Here is a 17,066-nt window from a genome sequence, read left to right as displayed (position 1 = left end):
GGCGCGCGCTCCGCCGCTACGCGCGCTTGACGGTGACCAGGGTGAAGGGCCCGATCTCGGTGGTGGTGAAAGCCGGATCGGCGAACAGCATCTTCGGGAAAGCGACCGGGTAGCGCTCCACGTTCGGGTCGTTCGGATAGACATCGCGGGCCAGGCGCAGGGTGTAGTTGTCGCCGCTGCGGCGGAACAGGAACGCGTCCGGCGCCCGCCACGGGCTCTGCGCCAGCGCGTTCAGCAACTCCGGCGCGGACTTCAGCTTGCTCCAGTCCGCGATCAGCGCGGCGCGAGCGGGGAAGTCCGCCAACGGGTTCGCGTAGTGCGAGGTCAGGGCCTGGAACCCGAAGTACGGGTAGAACGCGAGGAAGCTGGTGTCGGCGGTCAGCACCACCGTCTGATCCCGCGGCCGGCCGGTCTGTGCCAGCAGGGCGGCGTCCACCTCGCGATAGTGCGCCACCGCGGCGGGCGGGCGCTGGTCCGCGCGCACGCCGTCGCCGTCGGTATCGGTGTAGGCGGTGTTGATTTCAGGCGTCAGCACATGCGGAATGTCCTGCGCGAATGCCAGCGCGCCCAGGACCGCGAGCGCCGCCGCGACCGGCTTCAGCGCCGCCGGTTCGTTCAACGCCTGGTACAGCGCCCGCGCGCCCTCCACGAACCCGAACGCGCCCGCCGCGGCCAGCAGCACCTTCAGCGGTGCGTCCAAGCGGAAGGACAGCAGCGTCGTCCCGGCGGCGGTCGCCACCATCGACAGCAGCGTCCACAGATAGATGGCCAGCACACCGATGCCCAGCGCCTGCGCTCGTCGCGACGACCCGGCCCGCAGCACCAGCCAGATCGTCCCGATCAGGCACAGCCCGCCCAGCAGCGTGAATTCCACCATCGGCAAAGGCAATTCGGCGCCGCCCTGCGGCAGATAGTGCAGCGCCGTCCCGGAACTCGGAATCTTCGTGCTGAGCGTCTTCAAAAGATAAGGCAGCCACACGATCGCCGCGATCAACCCGGCGAGCACGGCGATCGCGAGCAGCCGCAGTAGTGGCGGCACCGCCGCTCGCCACGCCGGGCGACCGGCGCCCGCAGGGTTTTTCGCGCTGCCAGTATCTTTGGCGCTGCCGGTGTTTGTGGCGCTGCCGGTGTTTGCCGCGCCGCCAAGGTCTTTCGCACCCCGCCGACTATTGGCGACCCGCTGTGCCCGCACCGCCGACCAGGCGGCGAGCAACCCCATCAACGCGACCGCGAACGCCGCGACCAGGAAATGCAGGGTGTAGAACGTGGCGGCCATCCCCAGGAACAACCCCGTGCCGACCACAGCGCCCCAGCCACCGGCCGTCCGCTCCGCACCCGGCGCGGCGGGCCGGTGCAACGCACCCCACGCCAGCACCAGTGCGGGGGCGAACAGCAGCACGATCACCGCGCTGTAGGCCTCCGGAGCCGCCCAGGTCACCGTCACCGCCGTGGTCGCGGCCGTCACCGCGACGGCCCAGTCGGCGCGAATCAGCTTCGACCACAACACCAGTGACAACACCGCCGCCACCGCCAGTGACCCGATCGCGTAGGGCTTGAACGCCTCCCATCCGTCCATTCCGAGCACGTTCGCGACTCGGCCACCGACCCAGAACCACCCGGCCGGATAGAACGGCGGCAGATCGACATAGGTCATATCGCGCAGCGCGGCGCTGTCGGTGAGCCTGGTCAGGTATTCGGTCCGGAACTCCTGATCCACCGAAACCCCGAACAGGTACAGCTTGGTAGCCGCCAGCGGCATGCCGAGCGTAACCGTCACGAACGTCGAAATCCCGGCCCACGACAGCAGTTTCGCCATCCACGGCCACTTCCGCTCCCGCAACAGCCAGATCGCCGCGACCAGCAGCACCGCCGCCCCGACCTGCCCCACCGTGGTCAACGCCCGCGTCACGTTGGAGGAATTGAAGGCCGGCCACTGCACCAGCGAAAACGCGAAAAGCCCCACGCCCGCGACCACCACGGCGACGAGCGCCGCCAGCAGCGCTTCCCCCAGGCCCGCCCCGACCTGCCGGACCGCCGACCCCACCCGCCCAGGTGTCGCCGCCGTGCCAGTCTCGGTAACGGTGCCGTTCATAGCCCCTCCGGTTTCCCTCTGTTGACCTGTAGACCGAAAAGCCGTCGCGTCAGCCTAGTGCCCCATGATCACCAACCGCAGTCCGCCACAACCCCGGCCCCAGCGCTGCTGATGTCTCCCTCGGGACCGGCTGGTCGACCACCATGAAGGCCCCGAACGATGTTCCGTTCGGGGCCTTCATGTTCCGTCCGCGTGTGCACTGGGCGGCCGTGGCAAGGGGGCCGGTGTGGTCCCCCTGCCGAGTGGCGGTTGTCCAGGTCGGGATCCCATCAAGCGTCGAGGGCCGCGGTGATCTTGCCGGTGATCTGGGTGGTGGTCGGGCTGGGTTCGACCTTGGCGGTTGCCGCGTCGATCGCGGTAACGATCGTGCTGCGGAAGTTCTCGGCCTCGGCCGGGTCCAGTGCACCGAGCAGGTGCATGGACTCGGTCAGGGCAGGCAACACCTGGTCGGCGAGCTCGGCGACGGTTTTGCCGTCGAGCTTGATGTCCTTCGACTTGGCGGCGAGGACATGTCCGACCGTTCCGGTCGCGGAGTAGAGGGCAGCGGTGCCCGCGGTCGCGGCTTTGTGCGGCGAACCACTCGCGGCGGCGAGCAACGAGATCGCCCCGTAGGCGGCGGTCCGCAGGGTGGCCTTGTTCTGGTCGGTCAGGGTGCTGGACATGGCGGTGTTCTCCTTGGAATCGGTTGTGCTGAGGGGTGTTCGACGGGGTCGGAATGCGGTCAGGGCCAGGGCTGCGCGGTACCGCGGCCGGTTAGTTCTGCTCATCGGCGGCGGTCTCGCGGACGGCCGCGGCGACGGCTTCGAAGTCCCTGCGCAGGATGTGGGAGTGGTTGCTGGCCACCTGGGCGTGGATGGTCAGATTCGGGTTGGCGGCCAGGCAGGGATCGAGTGAGGCGCGGGCGGCGGCCATTTCCGCTTCGCTGCCACCGAGATTGGAGCCGCTGGCAAGCACGTATCGCACGGGGCGGGTGATGTTGTTCAGGACCGGGGCCATGTGCGCGCAGATCTCATTGATCTCGATGCCGACGTCGGCATGCTCGGTGACCGACATCTTCGCGGCCAAACCGAAGGGGCGCACGATCGGAAACAGCCAGCGCATCTTGTGGAACAGCTTGCGGATCTGTGCGCGCCCTTCTTCGCCGGTGAGCCCGTAGGGCATCGCGCCGTCGACCGATACCACGCCGATGGTGCGGTCGGGGTTGGCCTCGGCCCAGTGCGCGGCCAGGGTCGCGCCGTAGGACCACCCCACCAGGATCGCCCGCTGCACGCCGGCGGCGGCCAGGACCGCGTCGACATCGCGCAGGCAGGCCGCGAAGGAGTAGTCGGCCGAGGTCTCGGACTTGCCACGGGCCCGCTTGTCGTAGGTGATGTGGCGGTAGCCGTCACCGAGTTCGGCGATCAGCTTCTTCCACGGCTTGGTATTGGCGTAGGCGCCGTTGAGGTAGAGGACCGGCAAGCCCGCGCCGCCGGTGTCGGTCACCGCCAGTGCGGTGTCCTCCACCCGCACCATCCCGGACCAGGCCGAAGCGGTCGAAGGGGTCGGGTTCGCAGCCGTGGTGGTCATTTCGATCTCCTTGCATCAGGGTTCGATCTCCGTGTTCCCGGTTGTTCGGGAATCTCTGAACAAGGAGAACAGTACGTTGCGTTCATAGAACTGTCAACGTTCAAAGCAAGGCAAATTCGCCTGATAGACCGCGCTATTTCAACTGCGTTGCAATGAAAATATGAGTAAACGCAAAGCGATTCCGTGCCTGTCTTTGCAATGAGTTGCGTTCGGATGCATACTGACCAGCGGACGCGGAGCGCCGCGCACGTCGACAGTGAGGAACGAGATGCCCGGAGGCAGACTCACCAACGAGGACCGTCGCCAGATCGCGGCGGGGCTGGCCGCAGGGCTCGGTTACGCGGAAATCGGCCGACGGCTGGACCGGCCCGCGTCGACCATCATGCGCGAGGTCACCCGCAACGGCGGGCCCGACGACTATCGGGCCGATCGGGCCCAGAAGGCCACCGGTGAGCGTGCGCGCAGACAGAAGCGCGCGCAACCGCCGGAGCCTGAAATCCCCGATGTCGGCTACGGGCGAGATCCGCGGGCGGTGCGGGACGTCGCGGAATCCTGGACGGCGCTGCTCGTGGCGCAGGGGCTTCCCCGCATGGAGGCCAGAGTGCTGGCCTGTCTGCATATCACCGACTCCGGCGCGCTCACCGCGGCTGATCTCGTCCAGCGGCTGCGCGTCAGCCCGGCCTCGGTTTCACACGCCGTCGCGTGGCTCGAGCAGCAGGGCATGCTCGCGCGCGAACGAGTGCCCGGTGGGCGCCGCGAGCGCTACGTCTTGGACGACGAGATCTGGCTCCGGAACCTCCTCGCGTCGGTACGTTCGCAAAAGGCCCTCGCAGCCGAAATGCGGCGGGGCGCAGAGGTTCTCGGGCGGGATACCCCGGCGGGCACGCGCTTCGAAGACTCCGCCGCATTGCTCCTGCATGTGACCGAGGCGCTGGAGCGGGCCACCGAGGAGTGGCAGCAGCGTCTCGCCGCACGCCCGTAGCCGGCCACCGCGCGATCAGCGCTTTCGGGCGGAACACTTGACAGATTGTTGTGTTTTCCCAACACTATGTTGTGTGAGCCCAGTCAGAAGGGGAGAAACCCTCCCGATCTACAACCGAATCGCGGTGCTGCGGGCCGAACATCGGATGAGCCGCGCGGCCCTGGCCGAGGCGGTGAACGTCAACGTGCAGACCATCGGTGCGCTGGAGCGGGGCGATCACTATCCGAGCCTCGATCTCGCCATGCGGATCTGCGATGTCTTCGGCTTGCCGATCGAGGCCGTGTTCGCCCGGACCGAGTTCACCCCCCTGTCGGCCGAGATCTACACGAAAGGACGGCCATGACAACCACGACCAACGGCCTGCTCGACCGCTACCAGGACTACCGGGTCCGGCGCTGGCAGATCCAGGAACAGCGCCTGTCCGGCATGCTGCCCGGCTGGCGCAATCGCCGCCGCCGTCGCGCGCTGGCGGTCACGGTGGTGCTCGCCCTCGCCGTCATGTTCATCGCGGGCCTGCTGTGCGCCTTCGATGTGCGCTGGGCGGCCGTGGCCCTGCTTCCGGCGGCCCTGATCTTCGTTCCGGTGTGGGGCATGCTGCGGATCGTCTCGCACGTGCAGGACACCGCGCCGGCGGCGGCACTCGACGAATTGGAGGTGGCGCAACGCAATACGGCCCGTTCCATCGGCTTGTCGGTCACCCAGTTCCTGGTGCTGCCACCGGTGTTCTATCTGATCTTCGTGTCGGCGGTGTTTCCCGACATCGGCACCTTTCAGTCCGCGTACGCGGGCGGTGTCATGGTCCTCGCGACGTTGCTGACCGGCGGCTGCACGCCGGGGCTCATCCTGGCTTGGAACCGGCTCGATCCGGAACCCGAGGCCTGAGCTACCGCCGAAAACGAAACAGCCCGCACACCATTCAGGTGTGCGGGCTGTTCGACGTCTAACTCAGATCGGCAGCTTGCGGAAGACCGGCCGCGGGATGTGCCGGATGACCGACATCAGGTAGCGCACCGGGCCGGGCGCCCAGATCAGTTCCTTACCCTTCTCGGAAGCCGAAACCGCCAGCGCGGCAACCTCTTCCTTGTCCACCGTGAACGGGGCCTCCTTGGCGCCGGTGGCCTTCCAGTGCTCCAGCGTGGTGGTGGTGCGCACCTGGCCCGGCCGGATGACGAGCACGCGCGGGCCGTGTGGCCGCAGCGCCTCGCCGAGACCCAGGTAGAACCCGTCCAGTCCGGCCTTGGTGGAGCCGTAGACGAAGTTGGAGCGGCGCACCCGCTCGCCCGCCACCGAGGACATGGCGATGATGCGGCCGAAACCCTGCGCCTTCATCTTCTCGCCGATCAGCACGCCGACGGAAACCGCGGCGGTGTAGTTGATTCCGGCGATCTGCACGGCCTTGCGCTGGTTCTGCCACAGTTCCTCGGCATCGCCGAGCAGGCCGAAGGCGACGATGGCGACATCGACGTCACCGCTGTCCCAGGCCGCGTCGATGACCTTGGGGTGGCTGTCGGTGTCGAGCGCGTCGAAGTCGATGATGCCGACCTTGCTCGCGCCCGCCGCGTACATCTGCGCCGAAGCCGCTTCGCGCAGTGGATCGTTGGGCAGCATGGCCAGGATGATGTGGGCGGGACCTTTCTTCAGGTACTCCGCGCAGATCGCCAGCCCGATTTCGGAGGACCCGCCGAGCAGCAGAATCGTCTGCGGGTTACCAACGGCGTTGATCACTTGCGAACTCCTACGGTCACTGCAGCTCCAGCCTTCTCGCCATATCGGACATGAAAACGCCTGTGGGGTCGACGGTCCGGCGGACCTTGATCCACTCGTCGATCCGCGGGTACATCTTGTGGAAGGTCTCGGCGGTGGTGCGCGAGTCCTTCGCGGTGTAGAGCCGTCCGCCGAATTCCATGACGCGGCGGTCCAATTCGGTGACCAGCTCGTTCAGGCCCGGCTTGATCGGGAAGTCGACGCAGATGTTCCAGCCCGGCATCGGGAAGCTCAACGGCGCCTGGTTACCCGGGCCGAACAGCTTGAACACATTCAGTGCCGAATAGTGCCCGGAGGCTTGGATATCGATGATGATCCGCTTGAACTCCTCGACCGCCTCGGTCGGCACCACGAACTGGTACTGCAGGAAGCCGTTGGAGCCGTAGCCGCGGTTCCACTCCGAGATCATGTCGAGCGGATGGTAGAACTGCGTCAGATTCTGCACCTTGCCGGTGTAGTTGCCGCCCATGGCGTAATACGCCTCACCGATGGCCGACAGCGTCAGCTTGTTCATGGTGAAGTTCGGGAAGATATCCGGCACCGTCATCAGATGGGGCGCATCGAATTTCAGCGGCTTCTTCTGCAGGCGCTTCGGCAGTTCGTCGAGCTTGGCGAGGCGGCCGCGGGTGATCGTGGCCCGGCCCAGCTTCGGCAGCGGGCTGATCACGTCGAACCACGCGCTCGAGTAGGTGTAGTTCGCCTCGCTACCGTCGCTGTGTGCCGCGATGGTCTCGTCGAGGGTGGTGGTCTTCAACCCGTCGTTGAGGAAGTACGCGGTTTCCGTCGGCGCCATCTCGATGGTGGCGCGCAGGATGATGCCGGTGAGCCCGTTGCCGCCGACGGTCGCCCAGAACAGCTTGGCATTGCGCTTGGGCGTGATGTGGTGCACCGAGCCGTCCGCGGTGAGCAGATCGATCGAGCGCACGTGGTTGCCGAAGCTGCCCTCGCTGTGGTGGTTCTTGCCGTGGATATCGGAGGCGATGGCGCCGCCGATGGTGACCTGGCGGGTGCCGGGCAGGACCGGGACCCACAAGCCGAACGGCAGTGCCGCCTTCATGAGCTGATCCAGGCTGACGCCACCGTCCACGTCGACGATGCGGGTATCGCGGTCGATGCGGTGGATGTTGTTCAGCGCGGTCATGTCGACGACGAGGCCGCCCGCGTTCTGGGCGTGGTCACCGTAGGAGCGGCCGAGGCCGCGCGCGATGACACCGCGGCGCAGGTGGGCGGGCTTGCTGTCGTTGTCCTCGGCCACCATGGCGACCGCCTTGGCGATCACTTCGGGATCGCTGGTGGCGAGCACTTCGGACGAGGTCGGTGCGGTGCGACCCCAGCCGGTCAGTGACCGGGTGCGCGTCGGCAACGTGAAGGGCTCGGCAGCGGGGGCGCTGTCGATTTCACTGCCGGCGGCACCGCTGTCGGTGACCTGTGTGGGGGTCGAGGCTTTCGTGGACATCGGCATAGAGGCTACAGGTAGGACCGGACATAGCGGCGGCGAGCGCCGACCGGGGCAGCGCCGGCGGCGATGACGCGGATCGGACATCCGGGCTGGTTAGCGCCCTGAAACCAATCCGAGCGGTCGCTTGGGTGGACATCCGGAGTGTCGAGAAACGCAGCACCGTTAGGCTCGTCGCGTGCCTGCCGAACCCCACCTCCCGCTGCCTGCCGAGCTTCCGCTGGTAGACGAGCCGGGCGGGACCGATGTCGACCTCAAGACCCAGATCATCCGATTCACCCTCACGGGCGGTCTGTCGGCGATCGTGGACTTCGGGCTCTACGTCCTGCTGTTGCAGGTGGTCGGTTTACCGGTCAGCGTGGCGAAAGCGATCAGCTTCGTCGCGGGCACGACAACGGCGTACTTGATCAATCGGCGCTGGACCTTCAAGGCCGAACCGAGCCGGTTGCGCTTCCTCGCGGTCGTCGCGCTCTACGCCTGCACCTTCGCCGTCCAGGTGGGCCTGAACTGGGTGATGTACACCACGCTGCCCGACGAGTGGTGGCGCGTGCCGCTGGCCTTCCTCGTCGCGCAGGGCACCGCCACCGTCATCAACTTCGTGGTGCAGCGCGTGGTCATCTTCAAGATCCACTAGGAGATGCGCACGTCCGCGAGCTGGCGTTCGGCGGCCGCGGATTTCGCGCCGAAGTAGTCCCCGCCCTTGGCCCGCGCGTTGTCGGTGCCCCAGTCGCGCTGTTCCCGCGGGGCCGGCGCGAGATGCGGAATGTGCTTGCGGCAGTGGATGTATGCCTCCTCCACATCCACGACCACCCAGTGTTCGGCGATCCGGCCCTTGAGGTTCGGCGGCAGATCCGCGACGCAGCGGCGCAGCGCCGCGTCCTCGACGATGCGCGCCGATCCGTTGATGTGCAATCCGATGAGGGCACGCACGAAATCGATTAGCAGGATGCCTACGTGGGGATTCTCCAGGATGTTGCCCAGGCTGGCCATTACGCCGTTGCCGCGATATTCCGGATAGGCAACTGTGCGTTCGTCGATGACGTGCAGGAATCCCGGCGGACCGGCGCGGAAGCTGGTGTCGCATTCACCGTGTTTGTCGGCGGTGGCGAGGAAAGCCATATCCATTCGCCCGACGAATTCGATCATTGCCGGGTTGAGCCGGTCGAGGACCTGGTCGGTGTAGAAGCGATCGGCTCTGTCCTGCGTACCGGACCTGTCCTGCAGTTCGTGCTCGCCGTCACTGCCGCAACGTGTACCGGGCATGGGTGCCCCCTAGGGTCGCCGGAATCCGCGTGCGCCGCGGCTCCCCGATGAGCTCATGGGCACACCAAATCGTGTTCAGTCTAGGGGAAACCGTACGGGCTAATCTACGAAATCAACATTGCGAAAACGCCGAATGCTTAGTTAGCGCAAGTGTTTCCGGAGATTAGCTACATTCCGACCGGACGTTTTGTCAGCCGGTTGCGATGTCGGCGCGCAATTTCGCCAGTCTGGCCTTTTCGGTGAGCAGCCGATCGATGCCCGCCTCCAGTCGGCGGGCGCGCTCGTCGAGCTGAGCGAGCACGGCGGCGCGGTCGTCGGCGGTGGCGTGCTGCGGCGCGGTGCAGGCGATATGGATCAGTTCGGCGGCCTCGGTGAGTGTGAGGCCGGAACTGAGCAGCCACCGGATGTCATGCACCGTCTTGACGTCGGCCTCGCTGTAGTCGCGATAACCGTTGGGATGACGCTGCGGCGTCAGCACGCCCGCGTTCTCGTAGTGCCGCAGCATGCGCGGGCTCGCGCCGGTGGCCCGGCTGAGGTCACTGATCCGCATCCGAACTCGCTCCTTGACATTGACGTTAATGTCATACTTTACCTTGGCGGCATGACGAACGAACGGAACCGCCCGCGCGTCCTGCTCGTGGTCTCGCATCCCGACCACGACTCCGCCACCTGGGCTCTCACCCGCGCCGTCGAACAGGGCATCCGATCCGACGGCAGCACCGAGGTCACCGTGCACGACCTCACCGCGACCGGCTTCGACCCGGTCTTCACCGCCGCCGACCTCGCCGTGCACCGGCTGCGCGGCGAAGTGCCCGCGGATGTCGCGCGCGAGCACCGGTTGGTCGAGTCGGCCGATGTCGTCGCCGTACTGTTCCCGGTCTACTGGTGGTCCCTGCCCGCCCTGGCCAAGGGCTGGATCGATCGGGTCTTCAGCCGCGGCTGGGCCTATGAGAACAGTGCGACCGAGACCGGGAGCGCGCTCGACGAACTGCACTTCGTCGGATTCGCCGGCGTCGCCGAAGGCCCGTACCAGCGCCGCGGCTACCAGGAAGCGATGGCCTTGCAACTGCGGGACGGCATCGCCGGTTACTCGGCTATCCCCAACTCCTCCGTGGAACTGCTCTACGGCACCGAGACCACGGACCCCGAGGCCCACCAGGAACTCGTTGCCCAGGCCTACAAGCTCGGTGCGAATCTGGCGCACCGAGCGCAAACCGCCTTCGACCGGAAGGCGGATCAGGTTTAGGTCGCGATCAGGGTCACCGGAACGCCGTTGAAGACCGCGTTGCCCGACGGTCCGTCCACGATCGAATCATCGGTCAGCACATTGGCGTTCACGCCGGCGTGGGCCCGCGCGACGGTCTGCTCGCTGTCCTGGTGGCCCCAGCCGTGCGGCAGGCTGACCACACCCGGCATGATCGCCTCGGTCGGCTCCAGCGGCACGGTCAAGGTGCCGGCCGCGGATTTCACCACCGCGTGACTGCCGAGGCCGAGCTTGGCCACATCCTCGGGATGAATGTGCAAGGTGCACTTGTTGGACCCGCTCACCAATGGCGCGACATTGTGCATCCAGCTGTTGTTGGACCGCAGCTGCCGTCGTCCGATCAGCACGTAATCCGGTGCGGCCTCGCCGATCCGGGCCCGCATCCGCTCTACCTCGTCGAGCAGTGGCTCGGGTGCCAGCTCCACCCGCCGGGACGCGGTGATCAAGACGCCGGGCAGCCGCGGCCGCAGCGGGCCGAGGTCGATGCCGTGTGGATTGTCGAGCAGGACTTGCAGATTCAGGGATCCGCCGTTCCATTCGCCGTATGGGCCGACGCGCAGCATGAGATCCAGGCGCTGCTCGGTGCTGGTGGCGCCCCGCAATTCCGGGCGGCGATCGGCGAGGCCGGCCTTGTGCAGCGTGCCGGAAATGATCAGCTCGTCCACCATGGCGAGCACGTCGCCGGTGTGCGGTTGCCCGGTCAGCGCCGCGCCCAGCCGGGCGAGCACCGCGCCCTCCGACGGCCGATCGCCCAGCGGGACCAGCGGCGGGGAGTACCTGGCGTAATTGCGCACCGCGAACTGCAAGAGCGCGAAATCGTAGTGCGGTGACTGCACTGGGCGCGGTGGCGGCAAGATGACGTCCGCGTGCCGGGTGGTCTCGTTGACATACCGGTCCACGCTGACCATGAAGTCCAGCTGCGCGAAGGCGGCGTCGAGCCGCGCGCCGCTGGGCGCGGACAACACCGGGTTGCCCGCGACGGTGACCACGGCGCGCACCTGACCTGTTCCCGGCGTGAGTATTTCATCGGCGAGCGTGGCGACCGGCAGTTCGCCCATCGCCTCCGGCAGCCCGCGCACCCGGCTGGCCCAGCGCCCGATCCGGAACGGTTTGGTGCGGGTGATCCCGCCCGCGGCGGCCTCCGGGAACATCGCACCGCCGGGTACGTCCAGATTGCCGGTGAGCACGTTGATCGCATCCACCAGCCACTGGGTGACAGTGCCGAATTCGGTGGTGCACGTACCGATCCGCGCGTACACCGCCGCGGTCGGGGCGGCCGCGAGTTCGCGCGCCAGCCGCCCGATGGTCGCCGCGGGCACTCCGGTCCGGGCGGCCACCGCCTCCGGCGTGAATTTCAGCGCGGCCGTGCGCAATTCGTCCAGGCCGTTGGCCTCGACGGAGACCGAGGTCAATTCCTCGGCGAACAGGGTGTGCACGATTCCGAACAACAGGTACGCGTCACTGCCCGGCCGGACGAACAAATGCTCGTCGGCCAGTTTCGCGGTCCGGGTGGCTCGCGGATCCACCACCACGAACTTTCCGCCCCGCTTGCGCAGTGCCTTAAGCCGCCCGGGGAAATCCGGTGCCGTGCACAGGGACCCGTTCGATTCGAGCGGATTCGCCCCTAACATCAGCAGGTAATCGGTGCGATCGAGATCCGGTACCGGGATGCGCAGCGGGTCACCGAACATCAGGCCGCTGGCCACCTGTTTCGGCATCTGGTCGGCGGTGCTGGCGGAAAACAGATTCTTGGTGCCCAGCGCCCGGATCAGCACCGGCACGTACAGCGCGCCCGCTACTGTGTGCGCGTTCGGGTTGCCCAGATACAGTGCCGCCGACTGATTTCCGTGTTCGGCGACGATCGGGGGGAATCGCTCGGCGATGTAGTCGAAGGCTTCGTCCCAGGTGGCCGTGCGCCAGGTATCGGTGGCCCGGTCCCGGATCAACGGTTCGGTCACCCGGTCCGGGTCCTCGTCCAACTGGCCGAAGCTGGCGCCCTTGGGGCAGATGAATCCCTGGCTGAACGGATCCAGCTTGTCGCCGCGTACCGAGGTCACATGGTCGTCGGCGTCGAGCTGGAGCTCCAGGCCGCACACCGCCTCACATAACGGGCAGGTGCGCAGCAGGTTCCTGGACGTGATCTCGCTCATACAAACCATCTTGGCCTGCCGAGCCCGCCGACAACACCCCGGAAACCACAACGACCGGTATCCGCGCGTGGCGGGTACCGGTCGTTCCGCGTCCGGTTCCAAAGACCGGCCGCCCCTGCAGGGGGGAATCGTGGGAACGCAGCTATCAGTGGTTCAGGTCAGCAGGCGACGCTGGTGAGCCGGGCCTGACGCCGGGCCAGCACCGAACGCACCGCCGCGCCGATCGCGACCACCGGCGGGAGCCAGCGGGCCTCGTTCGGGGCGACACCCCAGCAGGCGGAGCCCGCGGAGAGCTGAGTGGGCGGCAACGGGATGCCTGCGCCGTCGGTGTGGATGACCGCACCGGACTCGCGCAGCGCCTCGAGCGCCATGGCGGCCTTGCGGACGCCGGTGACCAGGTGGATCTCGCGCCGCTCGCTACCCGGGAACTCGATCACCGGGCCGGAGAGGTTGTTCGCGCGGAGGAATCGGCGAACCTCGCCGGCGAGCTCGCCGGTCACCTCGATGCCGGAAACGTCGGCATCGGTGATCAGGCAGATCCCGTTGGCCGTTTCGGCAACCGTCCACCCGCGCTGGCTGTAGTCCTGCGCTGCGGCAGTCATGTCGGCCGCCGAGACGGAAGTCGGAAACGTGGTGCGCACTGTCTTTCTCCATTCCCCGATAGATCTGGGTCCTGCTGCGTTCATGGGTCGTATCGACACCAGGTAGCTCCAGCGTTACGGATTGATCGGAAACTTCTTCATTTGTGTCGGATTCATCTCATCGGTGCGGGTTTGCTATCAATTTCCGGTTGGCCGGAATCAGCGTTTACGTGCAGGATCACGCCATGACCGATGACACCGAGGGAATCCCCGTGGACCCCGAGGAGTTCGAAACCGAATCCCGTTGGATCACTTGGAAAGATCGTTTTTCCAAGCCGCGGGCGGTCGAGGACGAACCGGCCGCCGAACCCTTCCGCAGTCCGCGGGCGTTTCGGGAGTGGAGCGCCGACGCGGCGCGCGGGCTGCTCGATGTGCAGTTCCAACGTCCTGTCACCCGCACTCTCCTTCCGCTCGCCTACCTGCTGGGCCTGGCCGGCGCAGTCACCGTCCCGGTCGTTCTGATCGTGCTGATGTGGCAGGTCTCCGCGGTCCTGGGGGTGCTGGCCGTGTTGATCGGCATCCCGCTGGGACTCACCATCGCGGCAGTCGTGCGACTGCTGCTCGAATTCCTGGTCAACGCTTCTCGATTGGCGACCCGCGTGGAGCACATCAGCGAGCTGGCCGACGATCTGTTCCAGGCACTCTCCGACGTGGCCGAACCGGTGAACCAGCTGTCCGAGGATGTACGGGCGGTGCAGTTCTGGCGGTTCCGGAAAAGGGGCCCCAAGAAGTAGCTAACCAGGCTATATTCCCCAATATCCCCTGCCTTGAACCGCTTTGGCGCGAATGTGACGATGACGTACCTGTGCCGGACATCGTACGCTATGTCAGATTTGCTGTGAAACAATGCTGTTCGAGTGTCCGGGACACGACGACGGATGCGGGTAGGGAAGCGTCGTACCGGTGGCAGTGGAGGTGCCGCCGGGTAGTCGGCGTGCGGCGCGTGCCGTATCAGTACGAGGGGGAAGCATGGCTTTACCGCAGGGCACCACCGGATCCACCATGCCGCGACGCCAGCTCGGTCGTCAGCTGCGTGAGTTACGGACCAGGGCCCGGATGACCACCCGGATGGCCGCCCAGCAGTTGGAGTGGTCCGAAGCCAAGATCTGGCGCATCGAAACCGGACAGACCTCGCTGCGCAGCCTGGATGTCGAGGCCATGTGCAAGGTCTACGGCGCGCCGGAGGAACTTGTCGCACCGCTGGCCGCACTGGCCAAGGAGACCAAGTCGCGCGGCTGGTGGACCACTTACAGCGACGTGATTCCCGAGGGATTCGAGGTCTACCTCGGGCTCGAGGAGGCCGCCCGGGTGCTGAGCTCCTATGAGAACGAATTGGTCCCGGGCCTGTTGCAGACCGAGAGTTACGCTCGCGCGCTGACCGCGGCCGCGCGCCCCGGTATGTCCGCGGCGGAAGTAGAGCGCCGGGTGCAGTTGCGCCTGGCCCGTCAGCAGTTGATTCTGCGGAGCGAGTCGCCGGTGCACTTGGACGTGGTGATCAGCGAGGCGGTGCTGTGGCGGCGGATCGGCGGCGCGGACGTGTCCGCGGCTCAGCTCGATCACCTACGGCAGGTGTGCGATCTACCGAATATTCGCATCCAAGTGGTGCAATCGGAATCGGAGTACCACGACGGCATGGAGGCCGGCCGCTTCGTCATCCTCGAATTTCCCGAGAGTGCCGAGCAGTCGGAGCCGGCAGTGGTCTACATCGAAGCGTTCGCTGGGCCGGTCTATCTGGACAAGTTGCCCGAAACGGACCGCTACCGTGCGGCTTTCGCGAACATCAAGGCGGCGTCGGTGGACGCGCGCCCGATCATCGAGGACGCTCGGGCCAGCCTGGTGTAGCGGTCAGGTATCGCATTTCTTGCGGGTCTCCCACGTGTTCGCGAGGACCTCGCGGTGCGTGGGCACCGCCCGTTCGTAGACGTCGCGGCCCTTGTCGGTGAGGCAGACGAAGATCGCGCGCCGGTCGTCGGCGCACATCCGCCGCGACACCAGCCCGTCGCGTTCTAGGCGCGCCACCGTTCGGGACAGCGCGCTCTGGCTCAGGTAGATGTCGTCGGCGAGATCGCTCATCCGGTAGTCGCCGCTGTTCGCGTCGATCAGGCGGTCCAGCGTCTCGAACTCGCTGACCCCGATCTGGTGCTCGCCCTGCAACGCCTTTTCCAGGGCACAACTCACCGCCGCGTGACGATCGAGCAGCTCACGCCACTCGCCGACCAGCCCGGAGGCGGCGCTGCCCCGGGCTGTCTCAGGTAGAGACGGCATCGACATGCCCACATCTTAGTGATGACTCCAGATCTATGCAACCGCATTAGATGTGTTGACAATTAATGCGCGTGCATGCAATCGTTTCGATCATGACTTCACCAGCACCGCTCTCGGCCGCCGTGGAGGCGACCGACCCGACCAAGTGGTCCGCCCGGCTCTGGGGCATGCTGATCACCCTCTGCATCGTGCTCTTCCTCGACGGCCTCGACGTTTCGATGATCGGTGTCGCGCTGCCCTCGATCGGCGCGGAACTCGATCTGTCCACCTCGACCCTGCAGTGGCTGGTTTCCGGCTACGTTCTCGGCTACGGCGGCCTTTTGCTGCTCGGCGGACGCACCGCCGACCTGCTCGGACGCCGCAGCGTCTTCTTGATCGCCCTGGCGGTCTTCGCGATCGCCTCGCTGGCCGGCGCCTTCGTCAGCGACGGCACGCTGCTGATCATCACCCGCTTCATCAAGGGCCTGGCCGCCGCGTTCACCGCGCCGACCGGTCTGTCGATCATCACCACGAACTTCCGTGAGGGCCCGGCCCGCAACAAGGCGCTGTCCATCTACACCGTGTTCGGTGCGGGCGGCTACTCCATGGGCCTGCTGTTCGGCGGTCTGATGACCGGTCTCGGCTGGCGCTGGACCTTCCTGCTCCCGGTCCCGGTCGCCGTCGCGGCCCTCGTCGCCGCCTGGTACCTGGTGCCCAAGGACAAGCCCGCCGAAGAAGGCGGACACGACCTCCTCGGTGCGGTGCTGTCCACCGCGGCCATGCTGCTGCTGGTCTACACCGTCGTCACCGCACCCGAGGTGGGCTGGACCTCGGTGCGCACCCTGGGCTCGTTCCTCATCACCGCCGCGCTGTTCGCCGGCTTCATCGCCGTGGAGAAGCGTGTGAAGTACCCGCTGATCCGGCTCGGCATCCTGAAGAAGGCCAGCCTGGTGCGGGCCAGCCTCGCCATCATCGCCGTGGCCGGCTCCTACTTCAGCTGGCAGTTCATCACCACCATGTACCTGCAGGAAACCCTCGGCTGGTCGCCGCTGAAGCTGGCGCTCGCCCTGCTCCCGGTCGGTCTGCTGGTGGTCGCCTCGGCGTTCATCTCCGACAAGCTGGTCGATCGTTTCGGCACCGGCCCGATCATCGCGGTCACCATGGTGATCATGGCCCTGGGCTACCTGGCCTACCTGCGCCTGGACGTCGCGCCGAACTACCTGACGGTACTGCTGCCCGCGCTGCTGCTGATCGGCATCGGCTGGGTCGGCTTCCCCGCCATCAACATTCAGGCCACCAGCGGCATCGAGGATGACGAGCAGGGTCTGGCGGCCGGTGTGCTGCAGACCGCCATGCAGGTCGGCGCGGCCATCATCCTGGCGGTGACCACCGCGATCATCACCAGCGGTGTGCACACCGACCGGAGCGCGGCCGCCATGCTGGACACCTACCGGCCCGGTCTGCAGTTCGCCGCCGGGGTGGCGATCGTCGGAGCCCTGGTGGCGCTCACGGTCTACCTGCCCAAGCGGCGTAAGAATGTGGCGCAACAGGATTCGGTCGAGGCCGAGCTGAAGCCCGCCCTGGAGCCCGTCGGCTGACCCCTCATCCGGCCGATAGAAAAGCCGGACGTCACACGTACAGTGT

Annotated in this window: 18 protein-coding genes; 8 read left to right on the top strand and 10 right to left on the bottom strand. The window is 66.7% G+C overall.

The window, feature by feature from the left end; all coding sequences use genetic code 11:
• Positions 1-16 precede the first annotated feature (16 nt).
• The 3 genes from BJ987_RS04930 to BJ987_RS04920 all read right to left on the bottom strand — a co-directional run bounded on the left by BJ987_RS04930 (position 17) and on the right by BJ987_RS04920 (position 3,658).
• Positions 17-2,092 (bottom strand): galactan 5-O-arabinofuranosyltransferase, encoded by a 2,076-nt coding sequence (locus tag BJ987_RS04930; protein WP_209885076.1) that lies wholly within the window; start codon positions 2,090-2,092, stop codon positions 17-19.
• Positions 2,093-2,361: 269 nt separating this feature from the next.
• Complete coding sequence (locus BJ987_RS04925) at positions 2,362-2,754, bottom strand: hypothetical protein (RefSeq protein ID WP_209885074.1); 393 nt, start codon at positions 2,752-2,754, stop codon at positions 2,362-2,364.
• A 91-nt stretch (positions 2,755-2,845) separates the two neighbouring features.
• Positions 2,846-3,658, bottom strand: coding sequence for an alpha/beta fold hydrolase (locus BJ987_RS04920; protein ID WP_245365824.1), 813 nt, complete (start codon positions 3,656-3,658; stop codon positions 2,846-2,848).
• A gap of 268 nt (positions 3,659-3,926) precedes the next feature.
• On the opposite strand from BJ987_RS04920, the gene BJ987_RS04915 reads away from it, so the two are divergent.
• The 3 genes from BJ987_RS04915 to BJ987_RS04905 all read left to right on the top strand — a co-directional run bounded on the left by BJ987_RS04915 (position 3,927) and on the right by BJ987_RS04905 (position 5,522).
• Positions 3,927-4,640, top strand: a complete 714-nt coding sequence (locus BJ987_RS04915; protein ID WP_209885072.1) for a GbsR/MarR family transcriptional regulator — start codon at positions 3,927-3,929, stop codon at positions 4,638-4,640.
• A gap of 73 nt (positions 4,641-4,713) precedes the next feature.
• Complete coding sequence (locus BJ987_RS04910; RefSeq protein WP_209885070.1) at positions 4,714-4,983, top strand: helix-turn-helix transcriptional regulator; 270 nt, start codon at positions 4,714-4,716, stop codon at positions 4,981-4,983.
• Positions 4,980-5,522 (top strand): hypothetical protein, encoded by a 543-nt coding sequence (locus tag BJ987_RS04905; RefSeq protein ID WP_209885068.1) that lies wholly within the window; start codon positions 4,980-4,982, stop codon positions 5,520-5,522. Before BJ987_RS04910 ends, BJ987_RS04905 begins: the two co-directional genes overlap by 4 nt.
• A 63-nt stretch (positions 5,523-5,585) precedes the next feature.
• Here BJ987_RS04905 and dprE2 read toward each other — a convergent pair whose 3' ends face one another.
• A complete protein-coding gene (gene dprE2, locus BJ987_RS04900; protein ID WP_209885066.1) occupies positions 5,586-6,365 on the bottom strand; it encodes a decaprenylphospho-beta-D-erythro-pentofuranosid-2-ulose 2-reductase in 780 nt (259 codons plus the stop codon).
• Between the two features lie 16 nt (positions 6,366-6,381).
• Positions 6,382-7,860, bottom strand: a complete 1,479-nt coding sequence (dprE1, locus tag BJ987_RS04895) for a decaprenylphosphoryl-beta-D-ribose oxidase (protein WP_245365822.1) — start codon at positions 7,858-7,860, stop codon at positions 6,382-6,384.
• A gap of 178 nt (positions 7,861-8,038) precedes the next feature.
• On the opposite strand from dprE1, the gene BJ987_RS04890 reads away from it, so the two are divergent.
• Positions 8,039-8,494 carry a GtrA family protein gene (locus tag BJ987_RS04890; RefSeq protein WP_307869478.1) on the top strand — a complete coding sequence of 152 codons (456 nt, stop codon included), beginning with the start codon at positions 8,039-8,041 and terminating at the stop codon, positions 8,492-8,494.
• Here BJ987_RS04890 and BJ987_RS04885 read toward each other — a convergent pair.
• Together BJ987_RS04885 and BJ987_RS04880 are read right to left on the bottom strand one after the other, a co-directional pair.
• Entirely contained in the window at positions 8,491-9,123 is a 633-nt protein-coding gene (locus BJ987_RS04885) for a pyridoxamine 5'-phosphate oxidase family protein (RefSeq protein ID WP_209885064.1), read from the bottom strand. The genes BJ987_RS04890 and BJ987_RS04885 overlap by 4 nt on opposite strands.
• A gap of 190 nt (positions 9,124-9,313) precedes the next feature.
• Positions 9,314-9,673, bottom strand: a complete 360-nt coding sequence (locus tag BJ987_RS04880) for a MerR family transcriptional regulator (protein WP_209885063.1) — start codon at positions 9,671-9,673, stop codon at positions 9,314-9,316.
• Between the two features lie 51 nt (positions 9,674-9,724).
• On the opposite strand from BJ987_RS04880, the gene BJ987_RS04875 reads away from it, so the two are divergent.
• A complete protein-coding gene (locus tag BJ987_RS04875) occupies positions 9,725-10,369 on the top strand; it encodes an NAD(P)H-dependent oxidoreductase (protein WP_209885062.1) in 645 nt (214 codons plus the stop codon).
• On the opposite strand, the gene BJ987_RS04870 is transcribed toward BJ987_RS04875, so the two are convergent.
• Together BJ987_RS04870 and BJ987_RS04865 are read right to left on the bottom strand one after the other, a co-directional pair.
• Positions 10,366-12,546: a molybdopterin-dependent oxidoreductase gene (locus tag BJ987_RS04870; RefSeq protein WP_372446838.1), complete on the bottom strand. Its 2,181-nt coding sequence runs from the start codon at positions 12,544-12,546 to the stop codon at positions 10,366-10,368. The genes BJ987_RS04875 and BJ987_RS04870 overlap by 4 nt on opposite strands.
• A gap of 149 nt (positions 12,547-12,695) precedes the next feature.
• Positions 12,696-13,223 carry a hypothetical protein gene (locus BJ987_RS04865; RefSeq protein ID WP_372446837.1) on the bottom strand — a complete coding sequence of 176 codons (528 nt, stop codon included), beginning with the start codon at positions 13,221-13,223 and terminating at the stop codon, positions 12,696-12,698.
• 140 nt (positions 13,224-13,363) lie between these two features.
• Here BJ987_RS04865 and BJ987_RS04860 point away from each other — a divergent pair, with 140 nt between their 5' ends.
• Positions 13,364-13,912, top strand: a complete 549-nt coding sequence (locus tag BJ987_RS04860; protein WP_209885058.1) for a DUF4282 domain-containing protein — start codon at positions 13,364-13,366, stop codon at positions 13,910-13,912.
• A 235-nt stretch (positions 13,913-14,147) separates the two neighbouring features.
• The gene (locus tag BJ987_RS04855) at positions 14,148-15,020 is read left to right on the top strand and encodes a helix-turn-helix domain-containing protein (protein WP_209885056.1); all 873 of its coding nucleotides are present in this window, start codon (positions 14,148-14,150) and stop codon (positions 15,018-15,020) included.
• Between the two features lie 3 nt (positions 15,021-15,023).
• Here BJ987_RS04855 and BJ987_RS04850 read toward each other — a convergent pair whose 3' ends face one another.
• Positions 15,024-15,449, bottom strand: coding sequence for a MarR family winged helix-turn-helix transcriptional regulator (locus tag BJ987_RS04850; RefSeq protein ID WP_209885054.1), 426 nt, complete (start codon positions 15,447-15,449; stop codon positions 15,024-15,026).
• 86 nt (positions 15,450-15,535) lie between these two features.
• Here BJ987_RS04850 and BJ987_RS04845 point away from each other — a divergent pair, with 86 nt between their 5' ends.
• Complete coding sequence (locus tag BJ987_RS04845; RefSeq protein WP_209885052.1) at positions 15,536-17,020, top strand: MFS transporter; 1,485 nt, start codon at positions 15,536-15,538, stop codon at positions 17,018-17,020.
• Positions 17,021-17,066 lie beyond the last annotated feature (46 nt).

It is taken from the genome of Nocardia goodfellowii (assembly GCF_017875645.1).
GTDB classification, from domain to species: Bacteria; Actinomycetota; Actinomycetes; order Mycobacteriales; family Mycobacteriaceae; genus Nocardia; species Nocardia goodfellowii.
This window is presented reverse-complemented; position numbering and strand designations above follow the sequence as displayed.

Excerpts from the sequence above, each read along its gene's own strand:
- BJ987_RS04930 (WP_209885076.1), bottom strand. The coding sequence starts at position 2,092 with ATGAACGGCACCGTTACCGAGACTGGCACGGCGGCGACACCTGGGCGG.
- BJ987_RS04925 (WP_209885074.1), bottom strand. The coding sequence starts at position 2,754 with ATGTCCAGCACCCTGACCGACCAGAACAAGGCCACCCTGCGGACCGCC.
- BJ987_RS04920 (WP_245365824.1), bottom strand. The coding sequence starts at position 3,658 with ATGACCACCACGGCTGCGAACCCGACCCCTTCGACCGCTTCGGCCTGG.
- BJ987_RS04915 (WP_209885072.1), top strand. The coding sequence starts at position 3,927 with ATGCCCGGAGGCAGACTCACCAACGAGGACCGTCGCCAGATCGCGGCG.
- BJ987_RS04905 (WP_209885068.1), top strand. The coding sequence starts at position 4,980 with ATGACAACCACGACCAACGGCCTGCTCGACCGCTACCAGGACTACCGG.
- dprE1 (WP_245365822.1), bottom strand. The coding sequence starts at position 7,860 with ATGTCCACGAAAGCCTCGACCCCCACACAGGTCACCGACAGCGGTGCC.
- BJ987_RS04885 (WP_209885064.1), bottom strand. The coding sequence starts at position 9,123 with ATGCCCGGTACACGTTGCGGCAGTGACGGCGAGCACGAACTGCAGGAC.
- BJ987_RS04880 (WP_209885063.1), bottom strand. The coding sequence starts at position 9,673 with ATGCGGATCAGTGACCTCAGCCGGGCCACCGGCGCGAGCCCGCGCATG.
- BJ987_RS04875 (WP_209885062.1), top strand. The coding sequence starts at position 9,725 with ATGACGAACGAACGGAACCGCCCGCGCGTCCTGCTCGTGGTCTCGCAT.
- BJ987_RS04870 (WP_372446838.1), bottom strand. The coding sequence starts at position 12,546 with ATGGTTTGTATGAGCGAGATCACGTCCAGGAACCTGCTGCGCACCTGC.
- BJ987_RS04865 (WP_372446837.1), bottom strand. The coding sequence starts at position 13,223 with ATGAACGCAGCAGGACCCAGATCTATCGGGGAATGGAGAAAGACAGTG.
- BJ987_RS04860 (WP_209885058.1), top strand. The coding sequence starts at position 13,364 with ATGACCGATGACACCGAGGGAATCCCCGTGGACCCCGAGGAGTTCGAA.
- BJ987_RS04855 (WP_209885056.1), top strand. The coding sequence starts at position 14,148 with ATGGCTTTACCGCAGGGCACCACCGGATCCACCATGCCGCGACGCCAG.
- BJ987_RS04850 (WP_209885054.1), bottom strand. The coding sequence starts at position 15,449 with ATGTCGATGCCGTCTCTACCTGAGACAGCCCGGGGCAGCGCCGCCTCC.
- BJ987_RS04845 (WP_209885052.1), top strand. The coding sequence starts at position 15,536 with ATGACTTCACCAGCACCGCTCTCGGCCGCCGTGGAGGCGACCGACCCG.